Source organism: Gammaproteobacteria bacterium (genome assembly GCA_040183005.1).
Taxonomy (GTDB): Bacteria; Pseudomonadota; Gammaproteobacteria.
Window position 1 is genome coordinate 768,173 of sequence record JAMPIW010000007.1, and the last position, 15,852, is coordinate 784,024.

Sequence of the window (15,852 nt, forward strand, 5' to 3'; positions counted from 1 at the left end):
CGATAGAAAAAACCTGTCAAGAGATTTTTAAGTTATTTTTCGTGTGAAGGGAGTGAGTAGTTACCATAACGGAACATAAAACGTAAGCGGCCAGCCGTCCCACCTGTAGTTTTCCGCGAAGCCCGTGCACTCTTGCTGCTTTTTCGGAGGGACTCCAGATGGCGAAGAGGCATGGGCAGGAATTCTGGCGAGAGCATCTTGAAGCCTGGCGTCGAAGTGATCTGACGCAGAGGGAATACTGTGCGAACCAAGGGTTGGGTGAGAAGGCGTTTTATCGCTGGCGGCGCAAGGAGAGGGAAGCCGTTGCATCGGCAAAGTCATCCCTCACCTTGGTGCCGGTCAGCGTGGGTGCACCGGTAACGGGGAACGTCGTACGGCTCCACAGTCCGGGCGGCTGGAGAATCGAGCTGCCGGCGGACGGGGCTCCATGGCTGGCCGACCTGTTGCGGCAACTGCCATGATCCCCACGCCCGCACAAGTCTGGCTGGTGGTCGAACCGATCGACATGCGTGCCGGCATCGATGGCCTCTCCCAGCGCATCCAGAACACGCTCGGCCGCTCCCCTTGCGACGGCACGGCCTACGCCTTCCGCAACCGACGCCAGAACCGCCTCAAGCTCCTGATCTGGGACGGTACTGGCGTCTGGCTCTGTCAGCGTCGCCTGCATCGTGGCCACTTCACCTGGCCGACATCGGACGCCACCACCTTCGCCCTCACGCCAGCGCAATGGGACTGGCTGACCGCCGGTGTCGACTGGCAAAGACTCTCGGCGCCACCGCCGTCACAGTGGCAAGTGTGAGCGCGTTATTTTAGTGAATAAACAGCCTAAAACCCTTGCCGTTACTGGCTTGCGGAGCATGCCAGTGGTAAAATACAGGCATGGATTTAGCCGCCGAACTCGCCCAATTCAAGCCCGATCCCGCCTTGGCGGAATGGATAGGCAAGCTGCTCGAAAGAACCCAAAAAGATGCGCTCAAAATCCAAGCCCTGACCTTCGAGCTCGCCTACTACAAGCGCATTCGCTTTGCCAACAAGAGTGAACAGTTCTCCTTGGAGCAGCGCGAGCTGTTCGAGGAAAGCTGGAATACCGACACCAGCGCGCTGGAAGCCGAAGTGGAACAGCTGGCATCTACCCGGCAACCCAAGCGCGAACGCGCCGGTCGCCAGCCGTTGCCGGATCATCTCCCGCGCATCGAGCACCGGCATGAGCCGGAATCGTGCACCTGCGGCCAGTGCGGCAAGGATCTGGTCAAGATCGGCGAAGACATCAGCGAGCAACTGGATGTCGAGCCCGCCCGCTTCTTCGTGCATCGCCACATTCGTCCGCAGTATGCTTGCCGTGCTTGTGAGACCGTCAGTGCGGCGCCGATTCCGCCGGCGGTCATCGACGGCGGCATGGCGGCGCCGGGCCTGCTCACCTGGGTGATGGTCAGCAAATTCATGGATCACCTGCCTCTCTACCGGCTGGAGCAGATCGCGGCCCGCAGTGGGGTTACCCTGTCACGCTCCACCTTGGCCGAATGGGTAGGTCGCATTGGCGTGGCACTCCAGCCGCTGGCCGACCGGCTGGCCGAGAGACTCCGCCAGCGCACCGTCTTGCACGCCGACGAGACCCCAGTGCAGCAACTCGACCCCGGACGGGGAAAAACGCTACGCGCCTTCCTCTGGGCCTACCGAAGTTGCGATCTCGAACAGGGAGACCCCCTCGTCCTCTTCGACTACCAGACCGACCGGCGCGGCAAACATGCCAGGAACTTCCTGCAAGGCTGGAAGGGTGCCCTTATGGTCGATGATTATGCCGGCTACAAAGGCCTGTTCGCCCACGCCGTGGTGGAACTGGCGTGCCTGGCCCATGCGCGGCGGAAATTCTACGATCTGCATGCCGCCCATCAGAGTCCGATCGCGGCCGAGGCATTGAAGCGCATTGCCGGGCTCTATGCCATCGAAGATCAGGGCAGGACCCTGGGCATCGAGGATCGCCAGGCATTACGCCAGCAACACGCCAAGCCGAAGCTGGACGAATTCCATGCCTGGCTCCAGCGCACACGGCTCACCACCGCCACGGGTAGCGGCACCGCCAAGGCCATCGATTACAGCCTCAAACGCTGGGATGCAATCAAGCGCTACCTCGGGGATGGCCGTTACCCCATCGATAACAACCCGGTGGAAAATGCTATCCGTCCTATTGCGCTTGGTAAAAAGAATTGGCTGTTCACCGGCAGTGAACGCGCGGGCCGCCGCGCCGCCGCCATCCAGAGCCTGTTCGCAACGGCGAAACTCAACGGCATCGAGCCGGCTGCCTGGCTGAAGGATACGCTGGAGAAACTGCCGACCTGGCCTAACAGCCGCATTGATGAGTTGTTGCCGTTGCGGTCTGTACAGGCATCAGGCTGAACTGTACAGGTGGAGCGGCTGGACGCTTACCATAAAACGGCGGGCGAGATACTGTTTAGGCAAAAAAATGCCCAGGCGCATTGAGCAGCCCGGGCTAAAGTTGGACTCCAAATGACGGTTGGGTGGGTGGGGGGGGGTGACCGCCATTTGTTACCCTGGAGTCTATTATCCGCAACGGCAGATAAAGTTCTGTGCGCTGCGTCACAAAATTTATAATTGATACTATGCAGCCCGACGATAACTCCACAGCCAGCCCGACTTCCCCCAACCCCATATCCTTCGGCGCAGCCTTTTTATACTGGTTAAAGCTTGGGTTTATCAGTTTCGGCGGGCCTGCCGGGCAAATCAGTCTGATGCACCAGGAGCTGGTGGAGCGCCGCCGATGGATTTCAGAGGGGCGTTTTTTGCACGCGCTGAACTATACCATGGTGCTGCCCGGCCCCGAAGCACAGCAGTTGGCGACCTATATCGGCTGGCTGATGCATGGCACCTGGGGCGGGATCATGGCGGGTATGCTCTTTGTACTGCCCTCCCTGTTTATCCTTGTTGCCTTGAGCTGGGCATACCTGGCGTTTGGCGATACGCCACTGGTGGCGGGTCTGCTGTATGGCATCAAACCCGCTGTGACGGCAATTGTGGTGTTCGCCGCCTGGCGCATCGGCTCGCGCGCGCTGAAAAATGGGGTATTGTGGGCTATCTCCGGCACGGCATTCATCGCGATGCTTGCATTCAGCATCCCCTTCCCCTATATCGTTGCAGGCGCAGCGCTGGCGGGTTATCTGGGCGGCCACATGGCGCCGGAAAAATTCGCCACAGGTAGCGGCCACAAGGCATCCAATAAAGATTACGGCCCTGCTCTAATTGATGACGACACGCCACGCCCCATACACACTCACTTCCACTGGCCGCGCGCGCTACGTTACCTGCTCGTTTGTCTTGGGTTATGGGCGGGCGTTATGGCCCTATTGCTACTCAATTACGGTTGGCAGGGGACCCTTACGCAAATGGGCTGGTTCTTCACCAAAGCCGCGTTGCTGACATTTGGCGGAGCCTATGCGGTGCTGCCTTATGTCTACCAGGGGGCGGTGGAGCACTACCAGTGGCTGACGGCCACGCAGATGATCGACGGTTTGGCGCTGGGTGAGACCACGCCCGGCCCATTGATCATGATCGTGGCGTTTGTTGGCTTCGTTGGCGGCTGGGCACTGCAATTATTTGGCCCCGGTCACTTGGCGCTGGCGGGCATTGCCGCCGCCGTGGTGGTTACCTTCTTTACCTTCCTGCCCTCCTTCCTGTTCATTCTGGTTGGCGCCCCAGCGATCGAGACGACGCGGCACAACGTGCACTTCACCGCGCCGCTCACCGGCATCACCGCCGCGGTGGTGGGGGTAATACTCAATCTGGCGGTGTTTTTCGCCTATCACGTGCTGTGGCCGAAGGGCTTTTCCGGAGACTTTGAGTGGGTCTCCGTGTTGATTGGTGTAACGGCCTTTATCGCTTTGTTCCGCTATAAAGCCGGGGTTATCCCGGTGATCGGCGCGTGCGGTACCATCGGCATTGTGTATGCCTTGATGCTGTGAAAACTTTCCCGCCGCTACGAGGCCATCCATTAGCTCAGAATTTATAGATCATAGACAGGACGGCGTAGTTAATCCAGGCAAAGGTGTACACACTCTTGTTGTCGGCACCGCCTTCAAGAACGCGATATCCTGCTGTCGCAGTCCAATTTGGCGTCAGATCATAACCTAGCTTTGCCGCCACATCAAAGGCCCGGCCTTGTGGCCCGATCAGCCCGTCGAAGTCAAAAATGAAGCGCCAATGTTCGCCGAGGCTTCGCTCCCCGTACAAATTCACAAGGGGTACAAATCCGACATTGCTGTCGTATGCTGAAGTGCCACCTTGTTGTAGTTCAATCTTGGCGTCACGGATCTTGGCGGTAATGCCGGCCTTCCAGCGCCAATGAGGTCCATCGTGAAAGAGATAACGATACGTCAGTCGGTAAGAATCAAAGCGATAACTTCCCTGAGTCTGCAAACCCTGCGAGAAGGCACCTCCCGCAAACTCGACGTTTTTATCGAGGACACCGGTTTCATCGATAGAAAATGGCGCATAAAGAAAACGCAATTCATGCTTCGGCTTGAATGTATAGCTCAGCATCAGACGAGCCGCAGGATAGGGGCCGCTGCCAGTCAGGCTATCCAGAGCAAAGCGTGTTCCACTGGCACTGTTGGGGATCTGTACATCATTCCGGGATTGCCATGCCGCGCCCGCTTCCACCTCAAGGGAAAAATTGGGCGCCCTGTCACGCGGCTCAGCAGCAACGGTTGTCCCGCATGTCAGGATGGTTGAAATGACGGATATTTTGATAATCTTGAACATGAAAAACCACCTCCATTATATGGCCCGTATCCCACCCGCACCGGAAAAACCCCGATACGGTTGCCGTTAAACAGTCAAACAACCTTCTCCCGAATACGAATCATGTGCTCCACGGGTGTCACCCAAACCAGGCCATCCCCCACCTGCCCAGTGTATGCAGCCTCTGCGATGGTTCGCACAATCTCATCCACCAGATCGTCAGGTGCGGCTATCTCAATGCGCACCTTGGGAGTGAAATCGGTAAGGTCCGCCTTGATATTGTGGCCAAGGGCATCAGCCACAACCGGGCCGCAACCTTCCACTTTGCTGACGCTCATCCCCGGAAAATCCTTCACATTACGTAAAGCACTGCGAATTTTTGGCAGTTTAAAAGGCTGGACGATAGCTTTGATTTCTTTCATTGCGGAATACTCAATTATGCTTCAATTTTCTTTTCCTCAAACCACCGGTACAGCGTGGGCAGCAGTACCAGTGTCAAGAGGGTGGAGCTAATCAGCCCGCCAATCACTACAACCGCCAAGGGGCGTTGCACTTCGGAGCCTGGGCCGGATGCGAATAACATGGGGATCAGCGCGAGCATGGCGACGGAAGCGGTCATCAACACCGGGCGCAAACGCTGCGTGCATCCCTGAATGATGGCGGTGGCCTGATCCAGCCCTTCCTCGCGCAGGCCGCGGATATACGACACCAGCACCACACCGTTCAGAACCGCTATGCCCCACAGGTTGATGAAGCCGACTGCAGCAGGCACGGAGAGATATTCACCGCTGACGAAGAGGCCGACGATACCGCCTATCGAGGCCAGCGGCAACACCAGAATGATGAGAGCGGCGTAGCGCGCCGAGTTAAACAGCACGAAAAGCAGAAAGAAAATCGCCGCGATGGTAATGGGCACGATCACCATCAGGCGCGCCATGGCACGTTCCATGTTCTCGAACTGTCCGCCCCATACGAGGTAATATCCTTCAGGGAGCTTGACCTGTTGCGCGATCTTCGCCTGAGCCTCCGCGACAAAACCACCCAGGTCGCGGCCCTGCACGTTGGCACCGATCACGATGCGGCGTTTGGCGCCGTCACGGCTGACCTGGGCGGGACCATCGAGCAATTCGATTTCCGCCACATCGCTCAAAGGAACGACCGCCCCTTTGGGTGATCTGAGCAGTATCTGGCCGATAGCCTCCGGGTTTTCACGGTAGGCTTCCGGGAAACGCACCACTGCGGCGAAGCGGCGTTCGCCCTCGAAGACCTCGGTGCTGACCCGGCCCTTGATAGCAGTCTCGATGAGGTCGTTGACATCTTCGACATTGATGCCATAACGGGCGATGGCCGCACGGTCAATCTTGACGGTGAGATATTCCTGGCCGCTCACTTTTTCCACGCGCATATCCGATGCGCCCTGGATGCTTGACAGCACACGCGCAATTTCGTCGCCGGTGTGCTTGAGTGCCGTGAGATCGTCGCCGAACAGTTTGATCGCCACCTGTGAGCGCACTCCGGAGACCATTTCGTCGACACGTGCGGCAATCGGTTGGCTCATCACCAATTCGATTCCGGGCAACCCTTTGAGCTTTTCGCGGATTGCCATGGCAATATCTTCTTGCTTCCAGCCCTCCGGCCATTCATCACGCGGCTGGAGACTGACAACGGGATCCGACTCGTTAGGCATGCCAGGGTCAGCCGGGCTCTCGCCCCGTCCCAGCTTGGATACCACCATCTTCACGCCGGATACTTCAGAGACCGCTTTCATCGCTTCCATTTCCATACGGATCGATTCTTCCAATGAAATATTCGGCACGCGGATAATTTGCGGGGTAATCGAACCTTCCTGCATGATCGGGATGAACGATGTACCAAGGAACGGAAAGAGGCTCAGGCTTCCAACGAACAAAGCAAGTGCGGCAAAAGTGACTTTCTTCTGATTGACAACGGCCCATCCCAATAGCTTGAGATAAGGTTTCTTGATAACCGCCACCAGCCATGTGTCATGCTCCGCTCCGCCTTTGAGCCAGTACGAGCACAGCACCGGAGTAAGCATGAAGGAGAGAATGAGGGAAACAGTCAGGGCGATGGCGATTGTGAGGGCCAGCGGCGCGAACATTTTGCCCTCCATGCCCTGTAGTGACAGCAACGGCAGAAACACAAGAATGATGATGCCTATGCCGAACAGTACTGGCTTGCCCACCTCTGACGCCGCATCCAGAATGATGTGGAATTTGCTTTCGCCGCTATCCTTGCGTTCTCCCAAATGGCGGAAAGCGTTCTCCACCACCACCACGGAACCATCCACCATGAGTCCAATAGCGATGGCCAGCCCCCCGAGCGACATGAGATTGGCGGATATGCCGTAGTGGTTCATGGTCATGAATGTTATAAGTGGCGTAAGCACCAGCGTCGCTACCACGATCAAACTGGAGCGGACATCCCCCAGGAAGATGAACAGCACAATGACGACCAGGATAATCCCCTCGGCGAGCACCTTGACGACGCCCGTCAGCGCCGAATCAACCAGCTCGGTGCGGTCATAAAAAGGTACGATCTGCAAGCCACCGGGCAGGATATTTTTCTGATTGATCTCTGCCACTTTCAGTTTGATGCGGCCCACCACCTCGCGGGCATTGCCGCCACGCAGCATCATGACAATGCCTGCGACAGATTCGGTATCGCCATTCTTGATGATCGCACCCTGGCGCACTTCGTGGCCAAACGTGACCTGCGCTACGTCGCGGATATATACCGGCGTGCCTTCCACCTCCTTGAGAACGATATTGCCGATATCGTCAAGGCTGCGTATCAGGCCCACGCCACGAATCAGGTATTGCTTGCCATAATGCGGCAACACACCGCCACCGCTGTTGGCATTATTGCGTGCCAGCGCGGTGTAAAGTTCTTGCAGGCTCACCCCGTAGTGGCGTAAACGATCAGGATTGGCCAGCGCCTGATACTGCTTGACGTATCCCCCCTGGGAATTGATCTCCGCGATGCCGGAGACGCCACGCAGCATTGGCCGCACCACCCAGTCCTGAATGGTGCGACGCTCCGTCAACTCCTCGACGGTAAGGGCGCGCTTGCCGTCATCGGGCCTTTCCAACGTGTATTGATACACCTCGCCGAGGCCCGTCGAGACCGGGCCGAGCACCGGCGTCACTCCTTCCGGCATACGGCTGCCCACCTCGATCAGACGCTCCATCACCAGTTGCCGGGCAAAATACACGTCCGTCGCATCGGTAAACACCAGCGTGATGAGGGACAGGCCGTTCCGGTTCAAAGAACGCATCTCTGTCAATCCGGGCAGGCCGGTCATGGAGATTTCAATGGGCACAGTGACGAAACGCTCCACCTCTTCAGGAGAGCGGCCAGGCGCCTCGCTGGCTATCTGAACCTGGATATTGGTCACATCAGGGAAGGCATCCACCGAGAGTTTTTGCACCGACATGACACCAAACGCGAACAGGGCCAGCGCAATCACCACCATAATGACGCGCTGCTTGAGCGCGCCGCGAACCAGGGCTTCGATCATGAATTACTCCAGTTCTTTACGTTTGCGTTCGTTGTTGAGATGAAATGCACCGTCGGTCACTACGGCATCTTTCTCATTCAATCCCGATTTGACGAGTCGCACCCCGCCGCTCTCCACCCCAAGGGTGACGGGGATCAAACGGAACTGCATCGTCCCGGTCTGCACAAAAACATAATCCTTGTTATCCTCACGCACCACAGCCGCCGCAGGCACCACGAGCCGCGCCGTGGGACGCCCCTGAATCAGCATGCTGGCCAACATGGCGGGTTTGATGTCGCGGCCAGGATTGGATACATCCGTGCGTACCATTACGGTACGGGTCTCGGGGTTGACCGTGTCGCCCACGAAGATCAGGCGACCTGTGATGCGCCGATCCTGCAGCGCCGGGATTTCCACCTCGACTTCCTTGCCCTCCCTCACCAGATCCGCCTGCTGCTCGGGCACTTCGGCGACGACCCAGACATGCGAGAGATCTGCCACAGTGAACAGCGCATCGGCAGGTTGCACCACCTGCCCCTGCGTAACCTTGCGTTCGATGACCGTACCACTCAGTGTGGCGGTGACAGGCATCATTGAGTTGATGTCGCGGCGTTTGGCGAGTGCTTTGACGGCGCTTTCCGACATGCCCAGCAATTGCAACTGATCCTGGGCGGCAAGTCGTTCCACCTGCGCGGAAAAGAGATCGTTCTCGCGTTTTTGCAGCTCCGCCGAACCAATCACATCCGCGCTCAACAACAGTTTGGCACGTTCCACGGCCCTGCTTTGAAGTTCAACCTGGGCCAATGCCTTCAGATAAGTGAGTTGAGCCTCCGCCAGCTCAGTGCTGTTCACCTTGGCCAACACCTCGCCACGGGTTACGTCTTGTCCCAGGATGCCATGTACCTGGGCAATGCGCCCGGTGACCGTCGCACCGATGCGGGCCACCCGCTGTTCATCTACTTCGACACGGCCCGGCACACGCAAGGTGTCGCGCACCTCGTCCTTGCCGATGGTGAAAATCTTGAGGCGCTTCAGGAGATCGGCTTTCACTGTCACGAGGTTAGGGTCCTGCACCGCGCTTGATGCTGGCTGGGTGGTGGCAGTCTCTTTGGCTGAGTCACATGCCGCAAGCCCAAATATGGCGAGGGAAATGGCGGTAAAATGTACGATTTTTCTGGTGCCCTTCAGGGCAGATGCAATAGTCATTATTATTCTCCGGCAAGATCAGTGGCGCGTAAGCGTTCAATTTGAATAAGGGCGGTCTGTAGTTCATAGCGCGCGGCAAGAAAATCCTGGCGGACGGCGCGGAACACCCGCAGCGCGTCGAGATAGTCAAGAATTCCCCGTTCGCCAAAGCGATACGCCGCCTCAGCCACCTTGACCGCAGATTCAGCCTCTTTCAACAATCCGCCCTCAAAGGCAGCCACCTGCTGATTGGCGATAAGATAATTGGAATAGGTCGCCTCCATCTCGCGCAGCAAGGTCAGGCGCTGCTGCCCCAGCAGCGATTGAGTCTGCCTCAATGATGCAGCCGCCTCGGCGATTTGGCCTTCGCGCCGATTCCACAACGGCAACGGCAGAGACACACCGATGCGCCAGTTGCGCAGATCAGGGTCGTCCTCGACAATCCCCTTTACGGTGATTTGAGGCATACGCAAACGCCGCTCCAATTCCAGGCGCGCCCTGGCCTGCTCCTCGCGCGCCCGGCTTTGGGCAACATCAGGACTGCGCACCATCAACTCCTGACGAAGCGTGTCCAACGATGGCACTGGCTGACCTGCCTGCAAACTACCCGTCACTTCGAAATCCTCCGGCAGCACCGGACCAATCAGGTTGCGCAGGGAATCCTTGGCCTGATCGACCCGCAACGCCGCGCTTTCAAGGTTCTTGGCGGCCCCCAGCAACTCCGCCTCGGCCTTGACTAATTCATAACGCGGCGATTCGCCGATATTCACGCGCAGCTTGACGCGGTCTCGTACTTGTCCCAGCAGATTGAAGTTTTCCTGGGCAACTTGCAGTTCGTCCTGGCGGCGCAGGATGTCATAGAAAGAGTTTTTGATCTGCGCCAGAAAATTGATTCGCGCAGATTGAAATCCGGCCTCAGTCGCGGTGATACCTGCCTCGGCGCCGCGAATCCGGGTTTCGCGCACGCTGGGATATTCAATAGGCTGAGACAATCCGATGATCTTGTTTTGCCCGGATTGCCCCTGCGACTGGCGGGTGCGGGATGGACCCATGCCAATTTCAACATCAGGGTTTGGATATGCCTGCGCCGTACGCCGCACGCCACGCGCTATGTCCAACTGATCGCGCGATGCCTGCAATCCGGGATTATTCTGCTCGGCAAGCTGCATGATTGTCTGGAGCGTGAGCGAGGGAGGTTCCGCCGCCGAAAGATTTGCGCTTGCAGCTAACGCAGCCAGAATAAGGGTGGCGCCAATCCATGTGCGCAGGCAAAGCAGCGCTTGATATGAAATTGAGGCAGCAACAGAAGCATTCATAATAACCCTGACTTTTTAAAAAAAATAAGCATATTTTCTAGGCCAAAAAACGTAGGGAGACCGCCCCTTAACGACAATAACGGGCACATATAAATAACAAAAGGTATAGCAGCTTTACGTAACTGTCACGTAAAGTTTGGAAACCTTTAAGAGGCGGTGGGAGGCTTGCTGGGTTTAAGGAGGGTCAGACTGTCGAAATCGACATGGTAAGTAAGCCAACCAGTAACTGAAGAGCTTTTTATTCCCTGGGGATAAGATGGTAACGCCGGGTCCATTTCAGAAAGTTCCGAAACATCCGCATGTGGAGCCATCGAGGGATCTGTGTGGGGGTTATATTCCTGCTGTAAAATAGCACCGGAGGAAATTTGAATATCATTCCCCGCACCCTGGTAGATCGAAAAGACCATAGTCAGGTATACGAACACCATGATAGTGCGCTTGGAAATGAGCTTTAGAAAAGACAACATAGTGTTATTGTAATTCTATTAGCTCAAAAGTCAAAAGTCGATTTTCTGATGGTAATCATCCTATCTTTCGATAAGACATATAATAAATCGTAAAGTTCACACGGAGTCCGCCAATCTACCATGCCAAACAATCAGTATGAAACCGCTGCGGTACTCTCGCATCAAAAACTCGCCAACCATTACCACATGCTCCGCCTGCACGCACCGGCATGTGCCGCGCTCGCCCGCCCAGGCCATTTCGCCAGCCTGTATTATGATACAACGCACTGCTCGTTATCGATTATGCGCACGGATCCTAATGCAGGCTGGGTGGATTTTCTCTACCGGGCCGTCGACTCGGATACCCTCCTGCTATCGCAACAAAAGCCTGCAAATCACATCAAGCTGACAGCCCCACTCGGCAATGCCTTCATTACCTGCAAAGATAAGCCACAGGCATTGCTCATAGGCGAAGGAGTGGGTATACCATCCCTGATATTCCTGGCCGACGCCTTGCGGTATGAGAGGGCGATCCAGCCATTGTTCTTGATGGGTTTCGATGGCCCGCTTCCATTCGCCCCGCACCCCTCCCGTTTCATCGTCCACGGCATACCTCCGGGCGTCATCGCGGCCATGCCGCTCATGGAGGACTGGGCCATCCCCAGTCGTCTTGCCAATACCCAAGGGCTGCCAGGCTGTTTTGATGGCAATGTTGTCGATCTGGCATGCATCTGGCTGGAATCGCTGACTGCCGGCCAGCGTGATGAGGCTGAGATATTTGCAAGCGGGCCGAGATTAATGGTGGAGGCTGCCACAAGATTGGCGCTCGATCATCAAGTAGCCTATCAGGCGTCACTTCACGAACAGTAGTTTTTCTCACCCAAGAAAGCGTGACACTTCATGCCTCCTCATCCTCGGTGCTTTCGAGAGTGAAGTTTCTTGCGGCGGGAGCCTCTCCGACACTAAGCTTGATCATCAATCGCACTTCATTCGCGGAATCGGCGTGGCTGATGGCGTCCTCATAAGTAATTTTCCCTTGGATATACAGTTCATACAAGGCTTGATCGAAGGTTCTCATGCCATGCTGACCAGACTTTCTCATTAAATCTTTCAATAAATGATTTTCCCCGCGAAGAATCAGATCAGCTACCAAGGGCGTGTTGATAAGCACCTCAACTGCCACACGGCGGCCATGTCCATCCGGCGTGGGAACCAGGCGTTGCGCCAACACTGCCTTGAGATTCAACGACAGGTCCATGAGTAGTTGGTCACGGCGATCCCTGGGAAAGAAATTGATTATGCGATCAAGCACCTGGTTGGCGTTATTTGCATGGAGCGTTGCCAGGCAAAGATGGCCTGTTTCGGCAAATGCAATAGCATGCTCCATCACCTCGCGACTACGAATCTCGCCTATCGTTATAACATCAGGGGCCTGACGCAAGGTATTTTTTAATGCCGCCTCGAAAGACTGTGTGTCAATGCCCACCTCACGCTGCGTTACGATACAACCGGCATGGGCATGAATGAACTCAATCGGATCTTCGATGGTAACGATATGCCCGTTGGTACATTTGTTGCGGTAGCCTATCATCGCCGCCAGGGATGTCGACTTTCCCGACCCTGTCGCCCCTGAGACGATAATCAGGCCACGCTTGCTTAATGCCAGATCCTTTAGTAGTGGCGGCAAACTCAGTTGTTCAAAAGTGGGAATCCTGGTCTCGATTCTACGCACCACCATGCCCACATGGCCTTGCTGCTGGAAAACATTGACGCGGAAGCGCCCGATATCCTGCCGATGGATGGCAAAATTGCATTCCTGAGTCGCCTCAAATTCCTGGCGCTGTTTGGGATTCATGATGCCGTGGACTGCATCACGCGCCTCGTCCTGGGTGAATCGGCCCTGAGCGACGGGCACGACCTTGCCGTTGATCTTGAAGCTGGGAGCAACACCTGCCGTGATAAATAGGTCAGATGCACTCCTACGTACCATTTCGGAGAGGAAAGAGGTGAGTTCCATAAACTATTCTTCAATAAAAAAAGGATGTGAATTTAACCCAGATTGTCCATCAGGCGAAATAGAGCGCACACCGCCGTTCGTGGTGAGCTTGTCGAACCATGAACGGCCCTTCGACAGACTCAGGGCGAACGGTTTTGGGGCTAATGGATAATATAGCATGTCCATTCCCGCCCTTCGTTAAACGAACATCACTCCACCTGAAATAAGATCTTTAACATTATATGAATATCAGACAGTTAAGAGCGCTACCTATTCTTTTGCTTGAACTGAATAATATGACGCCGATCCCTTTTGCTGGGGCGCCCCTGTTCGTGCGTACCGCCTGCCGCCTCCATCCGTAACTGCTGTGCAAGTTCAGCGCGCACCTGCTTGCTTTGCTCCGACTCTTCATACAGCAGCGCCGCCTCCGGGGCGGGACGGCGCTGACTGGCGGTGCCACGCACGCTGATCACATATTCATATTGTTCGCGGTGGATGCGCACTTCATCGCCCACATGAACCGGCTTGGCGGGCTTTGCCCGTGCGCCATTAACATGCACTTTGCCGCCTTCCACCGCTTTTGTTGCCAATGCACGGGTTTTAAAAAAACGCGCAGCCCATAGCCACTTATCCAGACGCACGTCTTCCTGGGTTTGTGTGTCAAGCTTGTTTATGGCTACTGCTCCTGGTGCCTGTGAAGCGGATTATTTGGTCAGCGTTACCAGTAATTCATTCAACCGCTGCACAAAAGCCGACGGGTCATCAAGCTGGCCGCCTTCGTTGAGCAAGGCCTGGTCGAACAGGATATGTGTCCAATCCGTAAAGCGTTGGACATCCGATTCGTTGTTCAATCGCATCACCAGCGGGTGCTGCGGATTGATTTCCAGGCTGGGTGCGACGTCAGGCACGGCATGCCCGGCCGACTTGAGCAGCTTCTGCATGCTAACCGCCATGTCGTGTTCTTCCACTACCAGGCACGAGGGTGAACGGGTCAACCGGTGACTGACCCTCACGACCTTGACCTTATCCCCTAATGCTTCCTTCATCTTTACGGTGAGGTCTTTTAGTTCGTCGGCGGCCTTTTCCAGCTCCTGTTTTTCTTCCTGATCTTCGAGAGCATCAAGGCCCAGATCACCCTTGGCAATGGATTGCAGGGATTTGCCCTCGAATTCGGTGAAATGTCCCATCAGCCATTCATCGACGCGATCCGAAAGCAGTAGCACCTCAATGCCTTTCTTGAGAAAAATCTCCAGATGCGGGCTGTGTTTGGCGGCGACGAAGCTATCGGCAGTGATGTAATAGATCTTGCCCTGCCCTTCCTTCATGCGTGCAATGTAATCTTCCAGCGCGACATCCTGGGCATCCGTGTCGTTATGCGTGGAAGCAAAGCGCAGAAGTTTGGCAATGCGCTCACGATTGGCATAATCTTCCGCCGGGCCTTCCTTGAGTACGCGGCCAAACTCTTTCCAGAATGTGGCGTATTTTTCCTTGTCGTTTTTCGCAAGGTCTTCCAGCAGGCCGAGCACCTTTTTTACCGAGGCGGCGCGGATGGTGTCGATCTGTTTGTTGCGTTGCAAAATTTCACGAGAGACATTGAGCGGCAGATCGTCGGAATCCGCCACGCCACGCACAAAACGCAGATAATTGGGCATCAACTGCTCGGCGTCATCCATAATGAAAACGCGGCGCACATACAGCTTGATACCGTGTCGGCCGTCACGATCCCACAGGTCGAACGGGGCGCGCTTGGGCACATAAAACAGCGTGGTATAGGACTGGTTACCCTCGACGCGGCTATGCACATGCGCGAGCGGTTCTTCGAAATCATGCGACACATGTTTGTAAAATGCCGTGTATTCCTCGTCGCTGATCTCTTTTTTTGGACGTGCCCACAGGGCCGAGGCCCGATTGACGGTCTCGCTCTCATCTTTGTCCTGCGCTTTCATCATGATGGGCAGGGAGATGTGATCAGAATATTTATGGATGATGTGGCGCAACCGGTAGCCATCCAGAAATTCGTCTTCGTCGCTACGCAAGTGGAGCACGACTTCCGTGCCGCGCGAGGGTTTGTCGACGGTTTCCAGCGTGTATGTCCCCTCTCCGCCAGACTCCCAGCGCACGCCATGCTCCGCGCCCAGCCCCGCGCGCCGCGTGGTGAGGGTTACCTTGTCTGCGACGATGAAAGCGGAATAGAAGCCGACGCCGAACTGCCCAATCATCCGCGCATCTTTAGCCTGGTCGCCAGTGAGTGACTCAAAAAACTGCCGTGTGCCGGATTTGGCGATGGTGCCGATATTCTCCATCACTTCAGTGCGGTTCATGCCAATGCCGTTATCCGTCACGGTGACGGTGCGGTTTTCCTTGTCAAAGGACACGCTAATCTTGAGATCACTATCCCCCTCGTAGAGTGCGTTATCCGTCAACGTCTCGAAACGCAACTTATCCGCCGCATCGGAGGCATTGGAAATCAGCTCACGCAGGAAGATTTCCTTGTTGCTGTACAATGAATGGATCATCAGCTTCAACAACTGCTGAATCTCGGCCTGAAAACCCAGGGTTTCCTTGTGCGTCTCTGTGGTCATGAGGTGAATCAGCTCCTTGGTTGATGTTTGTTCACAGGAAAAAATCCCACTCTATTTG

14 protein-coding genes are annotated in these 15,852 nt (G+C 56.0%); 5 read left to right on the forward strand and 9 right to left on the reverse strand.

Translation table 11 applies throughout. The features are described from left to right. Nucleotides 1-158 precede the first annotated feature (158 nt). The 4 genes from M3A44_09470 (at nucleotide 159) to chrA (ending at nucleotide 3,974) form a co-directional block, all read left to right on the forward strand. Nucleotides 159-461, forward strand: coding sequence for an IS66 family insertion sequence element accessory protein TnpB (locus M3A44_09470; protein ID MEQ6341859.1), 303 nt, complete (start codon nucleotides 159-161; stop codon nucleotides 459-461). Further along, complete coding sequence (tnpB, locus tag M3A44_09475; protein ID MEQ6341860.1) at nucleotides 428-799, forward strand: IS66 family insertion sequence element accessory protein TnpB; 372 nt, start codon at nucleotides 428-430, stop codon at nucleotides 797-799. Before M3A44_09470 ends, tnpB begins: the two co-directional genes overlap by 34 nt. A gap of 80 nt (nucleotides 800-879) precedes the next feature. Further along, entirely contained in the window at nucleotides 880-2,394 is a 1,515-nt protein-coding gene (locus M3A44_09480) for an IS66 family transposase (GenBank protein ID MEQ6341861.1), read from the forward strand. Between the two features lie 224 nt (nucleotides 2,395-2,618). Further along, complete coding sequence (gene chrA / locus M3A44_09485; protein MEQ6341862.1) at nucleotides 2,619-3,974, forward strand: chromate efflux transporter; 1,356 nt, start codon at nucleotides 2,619-2,621, stop codon at nucleotides 3,972-3,974. A gap of 34 nt (nucleotides 3,975-4,008) precedes the next feature. Here chrA and M3A44_09490 read toward each other — a convergent pair whose 3' ends face one another. The 6 genes from M3A44_09490 to M3A44_09515 form a co-directional block, all read right to left on the reverse strand. Further along, nucleotides 4,009-4,773, reverse strand: coding sequence for a hypothetical protein (locus tag M3A44_09490; protein MEQ6341863.1), 765 nt, complete (start codon nucleotides 4,771-4,773; stop codon nucleotides 4,009-4,011). A gap of 74 nt (nucleotides 4,774-4,847) precedes the next feature. After that, nucleotides 4,848-5,174, reverse strand: a complete 327-nt coding sequence (locus M3A44_09495) for a P-II family nitrogen regulator (GenBank protein MEQ6341864.1) — start codon at nucleotides 5,172-5,174, stop codon at nucleotides 4,848-4,850. A gap of 14 nt (nucleotides 5,175-5,188) precedes the next feature. Then, entirely contained in the window at nucleotides 5,189-8,290 is a 3,102-nt protein-coding gene (locus tag M3A44_09500; protein MEQ6341865.1) for an efflux RND transporter permease subunit, read from the reverse strand. Between the two features lie 3 nt (nucleotides 8,291-8,293). Continuing rightward, entirely contained in the window at nucleotides 8,294-9,475 is a 1,182-nt protein-coding gene (locus M3A44_09505; GenBank protein MEQ6341866.1) for an efflux RND transporter periplasmic adaptor subunit, read from the reverse strand. Nucleotides 9,476-9,477: 2 nt separating this feature from the next. After that, nucleotides 9,478-10,770, reverse strand: a complete 1,293-nt coding sequence (locus M3A44_09510) for a TolC family protein (protein ID MEQ6341867.1) — start codon at nucleotides 10,768-10,770, stop codon at nucleotides 9,478-9,480. 146 nt (nucleotides 10,771-10,916) lie between these two features. Then, the gene (locus M3A44_09515) at nucleotides 10,917-11,198 is read right to left on the reverse strand and encodes a hypothetical protein (GenBank protein ID MEQ6341868.1); all 282 of its coding nucleotides are present in this window, start codon (nucleotides 11,196-11,198) and stop codon (nucleotides 10,917-10,919) included. Between the two features lie 159 nt (nucleotides 11,199-11,357). Between M3A44_09515 and M3A44_09520 the strand changes: the two genes are divergently transcribed. After that, on the forward strand, nucleotides 11,358-12,086 hold the full coding sequence (locus tag M3A44_09520) for a dihydroorotate dehydrogenase electron transfer subunit (protein MEQ6341869.1): 729 nt from the start codon (nucleotides 11,358-11,360) through the stop codon (nucleotides 12,084-12,086). 28 nt (nucleotides 12,087-12,114) lie between these two features. On the opposite strand, the gene M3A44_09525 is transcribed toward M3A44_09520, so the two are convergent. The 3 genes from M3A44_09525 to htpG all read right to left on the reverse strand — a co-directional run bounded on the left by M3A44_09525 (nucleotide 12,115) and on the right by htpG (nucleotide 15,794). Then, entirely contained in the window at nucleotides 12,115-13,233 is a 1,119-nt protein-coding gene (locus tag M3A44_09525) for a PilT/PilU family type 4a pilus ATPase (GenBank protein ID MEQ6341870.1), read from the reverse strand. Nucleotides 13,234-13,478: 245 nt separating this feature from the next. Beyond that, entirely contained in the window at nucleotides 13,479-13,853 is a 375-nt protein-coding gene (locus M3A44_09530) for a S4 domain-containing protein (protein MEQ6341871.1), read from the reverse strand. A 63-nt stretch (nucleotides 13,854-13,916) separates the two neighbouring features. Then, nucleotides 13,917-15,794, reverse strand: a complete 1,878-nt coding sequence (gene htpG / locus M3A44_09535) for a molecular chaperone HtpG (protein ID MEQ6341872.1) — start codon at nucleotides 15,792-15,794, stop codon at nucleotides 13,917-13,919. Nucleotides 15,795-15,852: the final 58 nt, after the last annotated feature.

Excerpts from the sequence above, each read along its gene's own strand:
- M3A44_09490 (MEQ6341863.1), bottom strand. The coding sequence starts at position 4,773 with ATGTTCAAGATTATCAAAATATCCGTCATTTCAACCATCCTGACATGC.
- M3A44_09510 (MEQ6341867.1), bottom strand. The coding sequence starts at position 10,770 with ATGAATGCTTCTGTTGCTGCCTCAATTTCATATCAAGCGCTGCTTTGC.
- htpG (MEQ6341872.1), bottom strand. The coding sequence starts at position 15,794 with ATGACCACAGAGACGCACAAGGAAACCCTGGGTTTTCAGGCCGAGATT.
- M3A44_09515 (MEQ6341868.1), bottom strand. The coding sequence starts at position 11,198 with ATGGTGTTCGTATACCTGACTATGGTCTTTTCGATCTACCAGGGTGCG.
- M3A44_09495 (MEQ6341864.1), bottom strand. The coding sequence starts at position 5,174 with ATGAAAGAAATCAAAGCTATCGTCCAGCCTTTTAAACTGCCAAAAATT.
- M3A44_09525 (MEQ6341870.1), bottom strand. The coding sequence starts at position 13,233 with ATGGAACTCACCTCTTTCCTCTCCGAAATGGTACGTAGGAGTGCATCT.
- chrA (MEQ6341862.1), top strand. The coding sequence starts at position 2,619 with ATGCAGCCCGACGATAACTCCACAGCCAGCCCGACTTCCCCCAACCCC.
- M3A44_09470 (MEQ6341859.1), top strand. The coding sequence starts at position 159 with ATGGCGAAGAGGCATGGGCAGGAATTCTGGCGAGAGCATCTTGAAGCC.
- M3A44_09505 (MEQ6341866.1), bottom strand. The coding sequence starts at position 9,475 with ATGACTATTGCATCTGCCCTGAAGGGCACCAGAAAAATCGTACATTTT.
- M3A44_09480 (MEQ6341861.1), top strand. The coding sequence starts at position 880 with ATGGATTTAGCCGCCGAACTCGCCCAATTCAAGCCCGATCCCGCCTTG.
- tnpB (MEQ6341860.1), top strand. The coding sequence starts at position 428 with ATGGCTGGCCGACCTGTTGCGGCAACTGCCATGATCCCCACGCCCGCA.
- M3A44_09500 (MEQ6341865.1), bottom strand. The coding sequence starts at position 8,290 with ATGATCGAAGCCCTGGTTCGCGGCGCGCTCAAGCAGCGCGTCATTATG.
- M3A44_09520 (MEQ6341869.1), top strand. The coding sequence starts at position 11,358 with ATGCCAAACAATCAGTATGAAACCGCTGCGGTACTCTCGCATCAAAAA.